Source organism: Hydrogenophaga sp. 70-12 (assembly GCF_001897365.1).
GTDB lineage: Bacteria > Pseudomonadota > Gammaproteobacteria > Burkholderiales > Burkholderiaceae_C > Hydrogenophaga > Hydrogenophaga borbori.
The window spans coordinates 1-9,540 of the sequence record NZ_MKSS01000246.1 but is presented as its reverse complement, the minus strand read 5'-3'; the positions used below and the strand labels follow the sequence as shown (position 1 = coordinate 9,540).

Here is a 9,540-nt window from a genome sequence, read left to right as displayed (position 1 = left end):
CAGCGGCAGGCTGCCCGACATCAGCACGCCGCCCAGGCTGGCCAGGCCGATCGACACGGCCACGCTGACGCTGAGCGCGAAGCACAGCAGCATCGTGCCGAACATCATTCCTGGCATGCCATGCCTCCAAACTCGCGCCGGCCCGGCGTGTCTTGCGACGGGGCGATGAACTGGGCGACCAGGGCGATGGCGGCGAAGGCCGCGCCCACCGGAATGGCCGCGTAGGCCCAGGTCATGGACAGCTCCACGCTGGCGAAGCTCTGAAAGCGAACCCGCCAGGCCATGTCGGTACCGATCCAGGCGACCGTCACCAGGAACACCAGCGAGAGCAGGAACACGCTCGATCGCACGAAGGCCCGCAGCCAGGCCGCCCGCACGCGGTTGATGACATCGACGCAGATGTGCGCGCCGTAGCGAAAGCCGATGGACAGCCCGATCGCCACCAGCCAGATCATGGCCCGCCGCAGGAACTCCTCCGACCAGGGCGAGGGTTCATGCAGCACGAAGCGCGTGGCCACCTGGAAGAAACCCAGCAGGGCCATCGCACCCATCAACACAGTGAGCGCGAGCGCGCACAGGCGCTCGCACCCATTGGCAAACCCCAGGTAGGCGCGACGCACGTTCGGGCTCACTGCACGCGCTGGATGGCCGCGATGTCGGGGCCGAACTGGGACTCGAACTTCTTGAAGGTCGGCGCCAGCGCCTTGCGGAACTCGGCCGTGTCCGGGCGCGTGATGCTCATGCCTTCTTTCTCCAGCAGGGCCACGGCGGTCTGCGCCTCGCGGGTCACGCGCTCACGCTGCGCCGCCGCGCCGGCCTTGGCGGCGTTGAGGAACAGCTGCCGGTCGGCGGAGTTGAGCTTGGCCCACAGCGCCGGGCTGGCGATGAGCAGGGTCGGCGAATACACGTGCGAGGTGAGCGCCAGGTGCTTCTGCACCTGCCACAGCTTGGCCGTCACCAGGATGGACAGCGGGTTCTCCTGTCCGTCGATGGTGCCCTGCTGGAGCGCGGTGTAAACCTCCGGCCAGGCCATCGGCGTGGGCAGCGCGCCCAGGGCGCGGAAGCTCTCCACGTGCACGCGGTTTTCCATCGTGCGCAGCTTGATGTTGGCCAGGTCGCCCGGCGCGCGGATCTCGCGCCGCGAGGTGGTCAGGTGGCGAAAGCCGTTCTCGCCCCAGGCCATGGCGATCAGGCCCTTGGCCGGGAAGGCGGCGAGCAGCCTCTGGCCCACCGCGCCGTCGAGGGCGGCGCGGGCGTGTTCGGTGTCGCGGAACAGGAAGGGCACGTCCAGCACGCGGATGTCGGGCACGAAGTTGCCCACCGTGCCACTCGACACGAAGGCGACGTCGAGCGAGCCGATCTGCGCGGACTCGACCATCTCACGCTCGTTGCCCAGGGTCGCGTTGGGGGCCTGGCTGCACTTGAAGCGGTTCGCAGACCCCTTCTCCAGCGTGTCGCAGAACGCATCGGCGCCAGCGCCATAGTGGCTGTCGCGGGACACCGCGTAGCCGATCTTGACGATCTGCTGGGCGTGGGCGGCGGCGCCGGCCAGCGTGGCGCCGGCCACGGCGATCGCCGCCGCGAGGGTGCGGAAGGTGCTCATGTTGTGTCTCCTGGTTGTCGGTTGAATCGGGATCAGTTCTTGTAGGACGGGTCAAGGCGGTCGAGCTTGCGCAGCAGGGCCGGCCATTCGCGGTTGGCGTCGCTGCTGAAGTCCTCCTGCCATTGCTGGTCGGTCAGCGCGCACACCTGCGGCTCGGGCACCAGCAGGCGCTGGCCGGTCGACTGGGCCGTGATCTGGGCCTGCGCCGCCTTCTCGAGGTAGTACATCTCGACGAAGGCGCCCCCCACCGTCTTGCCCACGGTCAGGGTGCCGTGGTTGCGCAGCACCAGCGCGCGGTGCTGGCCCAGGGCCGCGACGATGCGCTCGCGCTCCCCCGTCGACAGGGCGATGCCTTCGTAGTCGTGGTAGCCGATGCGCCCGTAGAAGCGCAGCGCGTGCTGACTCAGCGGCTGCAGGCCGTCGGGCAGCATGGACAGGGCCATGCCGTGAATGGTGTGCAGGTGCATGACGCTGCCCATGTCTTCGCGCGCCTGGTGGACACCCCCATGAATGACGAAGCCGGCGGCGTTGGGGCGATAGGGTGTGTCGCCGATGACATTGCCGTCGTAGTCGATCTTCACCAGCGAGGAGGCCGTGATCTCGTCGAAGGCCAGCCCCAGCGGGTTGACGAGGAAGTGCCCCGACGTGCCCGGCACACGCGCCGAGATGTGGGTGTAGATGAGGTCGTCCCAGCCATGCATCGCGCACAGGCGGTAGGCTGCGGCGAGGTCCACGCGCACCGCCCACTCTTCGGCGGTGATGCCCACGGGGTCGGGCCGCCGGTTCGCGTCGAGTTCGAAGCTGCGAAAGCTGGTCTGGCCGGCCTGCGCGGCCTGTTCGGCGGATTGCTGCATGATGGGGAGCGTCTCCTTTTTATAAACTGAACGTTCAGTATATTAACATCGCGACACCATGTCTACTCGAACGCCTTCCGACAATTCAGTGGCTGAAAGCAAGAGACCGCGCGGGCGCACGCGCAGCAAGGAGGCCGAAGAGGCGGTGCTGGATGCCGCCTATGCCCTGCTGTCGGAGCACGGCCTGCAGGCCACGACGGTCGATGCCATCGCGGCCCGGTCGAAGGTGAGCAAGGCCACCATCTACAAGTGGTGGCCCAACCGCGCCGCGATCATCATGTCGGCCTTCCGGCGCGAGTCGCTGGTGGCGATCCCCTATCCCGATCGGCTGTCGCTGGACGTGGTGATCGACCGGCTGCTCAACATGAGCGAGCAGTTCCGAGGCCCCCTGGGGCGCATGATGGCCGCGCTGATCGCGGAAGGGCAGTCCGACCCGGCGCTGGCCGAGGCGTTTCGCGAAGGCTATATCCGGGCCCGGCGCGAGGAAGGTGTTCGCATCGTCAAGTCCAGCATCGCCGATGGCACCGTGCGCAACGCCGACCCGGAGGTCATCCTGGACGTGCTCTATGCCCCGCTGTACTACCGCCTGCTCGTGGGCCACCAGACCCTGACGCCGAAGTTCGTGCGCGAGTACCTCGACCTCGCCATGCACGGCGTGCTGAGCGAGAACGTCAAGCTCGACGCGGTCCGGGCCAAGAAGCCGGCGAAACCACCAAAAAAGGGCCAGGACACGAAGGCGCCCGCCGCGCGCGCGGGCACCCGCTCCTCCTAGGCGGGGGCCCGGCTGCCTTGCGCCTCCCTCACCAGGCCCACGAACTTGCGCGCCAGCACGCGCGGTGAATCGCGGCCGTCCGGGTTGAACCACAGGGTCGCCCAGTTGAGCGCGCCCATGAGCATCAGGCGCAGGGCGCGCCGGTCGGTCCCCGCCGGCAGGGGCAGCTGCGCCACGACCTGGCGAAAGACCTGCTCGTAGCTGTCCCGCAGCTCCCGCAAGCGGTCCGCGGCCTGCGGAATGTCATCGGGCAACACACGGATCAGGACCTGGGCGTAGTCGCTGTCGCGCAAGACGGTCTCCAGGTGCGCCTTGCACATCGCCTCCAGGCGGTCCCAGGGATCGGTCTCCTTCGCCACGGCTTCGGTGGCCGCCTTTTCCAGTTCGATCACGCCGGCCTGGTACACCGCGAGCAGCAGGTCTTCCTTGGAAGGGAAGTGGTAGTAGAGCGAGCCCGGCAGCATCTTGATTTCGACGGCGATGTCCCGCATGGACGTCGCGGCGTACCCGCGGCGGGCAAAGAGGCGCGCCGCGGCATCCAGCAGCTCCGGCAGTCGGTTGTCGGATCGGGGCGATCGGGCCGGTTTGGTGCTGGACATAGAGGCAGTCGTCGGTGGGATGGGTTGGGGAAAAACACGCCTTGAGGCCGGTCCGCCGGTGGGGCCCTCAATCGAGGGTCTGCCGGTAGCGCGCGAGCGCGACCACGGCCGCCACCAGCAGAAAGGCCAGCATGGGCCACAGCTCGGGCAACACGTCCGCCAGCGTGCTGCCCTTGAGCAGGATACCGCGCACGATGCGCAGGAAGTGGGTCAGCGGCAGCACCTCGCCGATGGCCTGCGCCCAGGCCGGCATGCCCCGGAACGGGAACATGAAGCCCGACAGCAGCATCGAGGGCAGGAAGAAGAAGAAGGTCATCTGCACCGCCTGCAGCTGGTTGCGGGCGATGGTCGAGAACGTGAAGCCCACGCCGAGGTTGGCCACGATGAACACCCCGATCATGGCCAGCAGCAGCCAGACGCTGCCCACCATCGGCACCTCGAACAGCACGAAGGCCGCGCCCAGGATCACGCCGAGCTGCAGGTAGCCGATCAGCACGTAGGGCAGGATCTTGCCCAGCATCACCTCCGCCGGCCGCACCGGCGTGGCCAGCAGGCTCTCCATGGTGCCGCGCTCGCGCTCGCGGGTCATGGCCAGGGAGGTCAGCATCACCATGGTCATGGTCAGGATGGTGCCGATCAGGCCCGGCACGATGTTGTAGCGCGACAGCCCCTCCGGGTTGTAGCGGCGGTGCACGCGCAGATCGAACGGCGGCGCGGCCGCCTGCAGGCCGCGCAAGGGGCCCACGAGGTCGTGCTCCAGCGCCCGCGGCACCAACTGCGACAGCGCCGCGATGGCGTTGGCCGCCGCCGACGGGTCGGTGGCGTCCACCGAGACCAGCAGCGCGGGCGTCTCGCCGCGCAGCAGCCGGCGCGAGAAGTCGGCCGGGATCGCCACCACGAACTGCACCTCGCCCAGGGCGATCAGGCGCTCGGCCTCGGCCTCGCCGGCCGGCTGGTGGGTGATGCGGAAGTAGCCCGTGTTCTCGATCGCGCTCACGATGGGTTGGGCCAGCGCGCCCCGGTCGGCGTTCACCAGGGCGGTGGGCAGGCCCTTGGGGTCGGTGTTGATGGCGTAGCCGAACAGCACCAGCTGCAGCACCGGAACACCGACCGCCATGGCGAAGGTCAGGCGGTCGCGCAGCATCTGCTGGAACTCCTTGACGAACACGGCCAGCGTGCGCGCCCAGGAAAGGCCGTTCATGCGCGCCCCATCAGGTTGATGAACACGTCCTCCAGGCTGGCCTCGATGCGCTGCACGCCGAAGCCCTGCTGCTCGAGCGCCCGCAGGCGGGGCTCCACGGGTGCCGCGTCGCGCGCACTCAGGTGCAAGGCATTGCCGAACGCGGCCACGCCGAGCACGCCGGGCCAGGCGCGCAGCGGCGCGGCGAGCGCGCCCACCCCCTCCCCTTTCAGCGACCACACCACCAGCCCGGCCGCGTCCAGAATCTGGCGCTCGCTGCCGCGCGCCAACACGCGGCCGTCGACGATGTAGACCAGCTCGTGGCAGCGCTCGGCCTCGTCCATGTAGTGCGTGGACACGAGCACGGTGATGCCCTGGTCCGCCAGGTCGTGGATCTGGTCCCAGAACTCGCGCCGCGCCTTGGGGTCGACGCCAGCCGTCGGCTCGTCGAGCAGCAGCAGGCGCGGCTCGTGGATCAGGCAGGCGGCGAGCGACAGACGCTGCTTCCAGCCGCCGGACAAGGCGCCGGCCAGTTGCCCCTGGCGCGCGGCCAGTCCCAGCCGTTCCAGCGTGCGCGCCACCACCTCGCGCCGCCGCGGCAGTTCGTACAGGCGCGCGACGAAGTCCAGGTTTTCGCGGATCGACAGGTCCTCGTACAACCCGAAGCGCTGCGGCATGTAGCCCACCTGGCGTTTGATCCGCGCCGCCTGCTCGCGCAGGTCCAGGCCCAGGCAGGTGCCGCTGCCCGCGTCCGGGCGCAGCAGGCCGCACAGCAGGCGGATCGTCGTGGTCTTGCCGCTGCCGTTGGGGCCGAGGAAGCCGCAGATGCGCCCAGCGGCCAGCTGCAGCTGCACGCCATCGACCACCTTGCGTCCGCCGTAGGCCTTGGTCAGGCCACTGACGTCGATGGCCAGCGCGCTCATGGCGTGCCCGCGGCGGGGCGCTCGACGTCGACCGGCTGCCCCGGGTGCAGGCGCACCGCGTCGGCGGACTCGGGCCGGGCCTCGACCATGAACACCAGCCGCGCGCGCTGCGCGTTTGAATAGATCACCGGCGGCGTGTACTCCGCCTGCGCGGCGATGTGCGAGACACGGACCTGCAGCGGCGCGCCACAGCCGTCGCAGCGCGCCGCCAGGGACTGGCCGAGGCGGATGCCGGACAGCTCCGCCTCGGGCACGAAGAAGCGCAGCTTGATGTTCCCCGGCGGCAGCAGCGCCAGCACCGGCTGGCCGGCCGGCACGAACTCGCCGGGGCGAAAGAAGACGTCGTTCACCACGCCGGCCGCCGGCGCGAACCGCCGCGTCTTCTCCAGCTGGCGCTCGAGCAGGCGCAGGGCGCCGCCCGCCGCCGCCACGTTGGCGCGGCTGGCTTGCTGCTCGTCGCCGCGCGCGGGCAGCTGGGCGACCCGCAGCGCGGCCGACAACTCGTCGACCCGCGCGGCCGCCGCGCGCTGCCGCGTGCTGGCGTCGTCGACCTGGGCCAGCGACACGAAGCCCTGCGCCAGTAGGCGCTGCTGGCGCTCGACCTCGCGCTGGGCCAGCGCGAGCGCCACCTGGGCCTGCGCCAGCTGCGCCCGGATCACCGCCTGCTCGTCGGCGCGGCGCCCCTTCTCCAGATTGGCCTGTTGCGCCTGGGCGGCCTGCAGCCGCGCGGCGGCCTCGTCCCGGGCCGCGGTTTCGCTGGCCGCATCCAGCTCGAACAGCGGCGCCCCGCGCGCCACGGTGTCGCTGGCGCGCACCTCGAGGGACTCGAGGGTGCCCGCCAGCGGCGCGGCCACGTAGACGAAATCCCCCACCGCATAGCCGGACCAGGTGGCGGGCGGCTCGGGCGAACAGGCCGCGAGCGCCAGCGCGGCGGCGGCGCAAAGTCCGCGGGCGACGGGGGGTGCGCTGGCACGGCAGAACATGGCGCCAGCTTAGAGGAAATGGCCGCCGGTGTCCCCCGGCTGGCCATGACCTGGATCAAGCCGGCGCGCTGCCGGCGACCGCCTCAATCCACCTTGAGCTTGACCGCCTGGAAGATGCGCGTGAGGCGCTGGGCCTCGGCGCTGTAGAACTTCTGCGCCTGGGCCAGGGGCATGGCGCGCTTGAGCGCCACGCCGCCCGCCTCGCGTGTGTAGTTCTCGAATTCAGGTCCCTGCAGGGCGGTGTCGACCGCGCGGTGCAGCGTGGCCACCACCTCGGCCGGCACCTGGCGCGGCAGGAAGACACCGGTCCACACGGTGTAGACGAAGTCCTTCAGGCCATCCCCGTCGCCCAGGCGCGGCACGCCGGCCACCGGCTCGGCCGCGGCGTTGGCGATCAGGCGCAGCGAGCCCTGCTCGATCAGCTTGGCCGTGCTGCCGGCCATGGGCAGGAAGGCGATGTCGACCTGTCCGCCGAGCAGGTCATTGAGCGCCGGCGCCAGCCCCTTGTAGGGCACGTGCAGCAGCTGTCCGCCCGTGAGCGACTTGAAGTGCTCGCCCATGAGGTGGTAGAGCGTGCCGCTGCCCGGCGTGGCATAGCTCAGCGCCTTGGCCGACGGGTTCTTCATGTGCTCCAGCAGCTGTTGCACCGAGCGGATGTTCAGGCTGGGCCGCACCACCAGCGCAATGTTGGTGTACGACAGCTGCGACACCAGGACCAGGTCCTCGGGCTTGTGGCGCACGTTGGGCATGGTCAGGGGCGGCAGGATGGGCTCGGCCACCGTGGCCAGCAGCACCGAGTGGCCGTCGGGCGGCGCCGACAGCACCTTGCCCACGCCGAGCGCGCCGCCCACGCCGGCGAAGTTCTCGACGATCACCACCTCGCCCAGCGCTTTCTGCACCAGGGGCTGCATGACGCGCGCCACCATGTCGGCGGGACCGCCCGCGGGGAAGGGCACCACCAGCGACACGCGGCGCGCGGGGTAGCTGGCCTGCGCGAAGGCCAGGGGGGCGATGGGACTCAGGGCCGAGGCCGCGGCGGCGGCCAGCAAAGTGCGGCGATGGAACGTCATGGGCTTGTCTCCGGTGAGGGGGATGGGAATCAGGCAGCGGCCTTGTCGGCGCGCGCGCCGCGGCCCTGCCGGGCCTGGTCGATGCGGTACAGGCGGGTGGCGTTGCCGCCCATGATGAGTTCGATGGCGTGGTCCGGAATCTCCGGCATGCCCAGCGCCTTGGCGTGTTCGTTGATGCCCTGCACGGTCTTGTGGAAGGTCCACATGAAGGGGTTCTCCGAGCCGTAGAGCAGCCGCTCCCAGGGATTCACGCAGCCGAAGTCGTGGATCAGCTGGTAGACGGTGCGCGGGTGGTAGAAGCCCAGCGCGCTGAGGTCGGCGTGGAAGTTGGGGTTGCGCGCGACCACGCCCATGGCCTCGGCCGCGTAGGGGTAGCCCAGGTGGCAGATCACCACCTTCATGTCGGGGAAGCGCTGGCCGACCTCGTCGAGCAGCCAGGGCTGCTGCAGTTTCATGTCGGCGCCGCACACGGGCGTGAAACCCATGTGGAAATGCACCGGCACGCCCAGCGCCGTGGCCGCTTCGTACAGCGGGTCGCAGGCCTTGTCGCGCGGATCGAAATGCGCGTAGGTGGGGTAGAGCTTGATGCCGCGGAAGTCGAGGTCGCGCACGCAGCGCTCCAGCTCGTCGGCCGCGCCCCAGGGGTCGACGATGGGGTCGGCGCTGCAGATGCCGATGAGGCGGCCGTTGGAGGCCGCCACCTGCTTGGCCACGAAGTCATTGGGCACGTCGTAGGGGCGGTGCTCGGGCTTGAGCACGCGGTTCCAGTTGCCCGCGAGCACGCAGCAGACGTCGATGCCGACCTCGTCCATCACGTGCACCAGCATCTCGCCGTCGCGCCGCTCGGACTTCACCTCGGTGCTGTGGTAGCGGAAGCCCCGCTCGCTCCAGTTCTTGCGCAGCTGCTTGTACACGTGCTCGGACACGTGCACGCCGGGCTGGCCCAGGTGGATGTGGTTGTCGACGACGAACATGCGGTCTCCTGTCTCTTGGTGGTCTGTGACGGGAGTCGAATGGTAGACGTCGAATAGTTTGATGTCAAACTAATAGACATCGAATCAACAGAGGGCGCGTGCTATCCTGCCGCCCCGCATGGCCGCTCCCCCCGACACCCCCTCGCCCGCCCTGGGCAACCTCGACGCCTACCTGGGCTACCACCTGCGCCGGGCGCACAACCGCTCGCTCAAGCGCATCGACCAGGCGCTGGCCAAGCTGCAGCTCACCACCGCCATGTACGGCGTGCTGGAGCTGCTGAGCTGCAATGCGGAGTTGTCGCAGGGGCGGCTGGCCAAGGCGGTAGGACTGACCAACCCGTCCATGGTGCCGCTGGTGGACAAGCTGGCCGAGCGCGGCCTGGTGGAGCGCTGCCGCCACGAGCACGACCGCCGCAGCGTGCACCTCAAGCTCACGTCCGAGGGGCGGCGCTTCTGGACGCGCGCCGCGCGCGTGGTGCGCGAGCACGAGAACCACCTGCGCAGCGGCCTGTCGGACAGCGACGTGGCGGAGCTGATCCGCCTGCTGGGCAAGGTCGGGGAGTAAGAAGCCGCGGGCGCGCG

11 protein-coding genes are annotated in these 9,540 nt (G+C 69.8%); 2 read left to right on the top strand and 9 right to left on the bottom strand.

The annotated features are described in order from the left end of the window. Positions 1–104 precede the first annotated feature (104 nt). Genes BGO22_RS13970 through BGO22_RS13960 form a run of 3 tightly spaced genes read right to left on the bottom strand, consistent with a single transcriptional unit; the run spans position 105 to position 2,457 of the window. Positions 105–620: a TRAP transporter small permease gene (locus BGO22_RS13970; protein ID WP_139147038.1), complete on the bottom strand. Its 516-nt coding sequence runs from the start codon at positions 618–620 to the stop codon at positions 105–107. An 8-nt stretch (positions 621–628) separates the two neighbouring features. Then, the gene (locus BGO22_RS13965; RefSeq protein ID WP_286851356.1) at positions 629–1,603 is read right to left on the bottom strand and encodes a TRAP transporter substrate-binding protein; all 975 of its coding nucleotides are present in this window, start codon (positions 1,601–1,603) and stop codon (positions 629–631) included. A 32-nt stretch (positions 1,604–1,635) separates the two neighbouring features. Next, positions 1,636–2,457, bottom strand: coding sequence for a class II aldolase/adducin family protein (locus BGO22_RS13960; protein WP_083293148.1), 822 nt, complete (start codon positions 2,455–2,457; stop codon positions 1,636–1,638). Positions 2,458–2,545: 88 nt separating this feature from the next. Here BGO22_RS13960 and BGO22_RS13955 point away from each other — a divergent pair, with 88 nt between their 5' ends. Beyond that, positions 2,546–3,229, top strand: a complete 684-nt coding sequence (locus tag BGO22_RS13955; RefSeq protein WP_070399034.1) for a TetR/AcrR family transcriptional regulator — start codon at positions 2,546–2,548, stop codon at positions 3,227–3,229. Here the strand turns inward: BGO22_RS13955 and BGO22_RS13950 are convergent. The 6 genes from BGO22_RS13950 to BGO22_RS13925 form a co-directional block, all read right to left on the bottom strand. Continuing rightward, on the bottom strand, positions 3,226–3,828 hold the full coding sequence (locus BGO22_RS13950) for a TetR/AcrR family transcriptional regulator (protein ID WP_070399035.1): 603 nt from the start codon (positions 3,826–3,828) through the stop codon (positions 3,226–3,228). The genes BGO22_RS13955 and BGO22_RS13950 overlap by 4 nt on opposite strands. 67 nt (positions 3,829–3,895) lie before the next feature. Next, positions 3,896–5,029 carry an ABC transporter permease gene (locus BGO22_RS13945; RefSeq protein ID WP_204744330.1) on the bottom strand — a complete coding sequence of 378 codons (1,134 nt, stop codon included), beginning with the start codon at positions 5,027–5,029 and terminating at the stop codon, positions 3,896–3,898. After that, positions 5,026–5,931 (bottom strand): ABC transporter ATP-binding protein, encoded by a 906-nt coding sequence (locus BGO22_RS13940; RefSeq protein ID WP_070399037.1) that lies wholly within the window; start codon positions 5,929–5,931, stop codon positions 5,026–5,028. Before BGO22_RS13940 ends, BGO22_RS13945 begins: the two co-directional genes overlap by 4 nt. Next, on the bottom strand, positions 5,928–6,914 hold the full coding sequence (locus BGO22_RS13935; protein ID WP_070399038.1) for an HlyD family secretion protein: 987 nt from the start codon (positions 6,912–6,914) through the stop codon (positions 5,928–5,930). Before BGO22_RS13935 ends, BGO22_RS13940 begins: the two co-directional genes overlap by 4 nt. Positions 6,915–6,997: 83 nt before the next feature. After that, complete coding sequence (locus tag BGO22_RS13930) at positions 6,998–7,984, bottom strand: Bug family tripartite tricarboxylate transporter substrate binding protein (RefSeq protein WP_070399039.1); 987 nt, start codon at positions 7,982–7,984, stop codon at positions 6,998–7,000. 29 nt (positions 7,985–8,013) lie between these two features. Beyond that, a complete protein-coding gene (locus BGO22_RS13925; RefSeq protein ID WP_070399040.1) occupies positions 8,014–8,958 on the bottom strand; it encodes an amidohydrolase family protein in 945 nt (314 codons plus the stop codon). A gap of 118 nt (positions 8,959–9,076) precedes the next feature. On the opposite strand from BGO22_RS13925, the gene BGO22_RS13920 reads away from it, so the two are divergent. Continuing rightward, a complete protein-coding gene (locus BGO22_RS13920; protein ID WP_070399041.1) occupies positions 9,077–9,523 on the top strand; it encodes a MarR family winged helix-turn-helix transcriptional regulator in 447 nt (148 codons plus the stop codon). Positions 9,524–9,540: the final 17 nt, after the last annotated feature.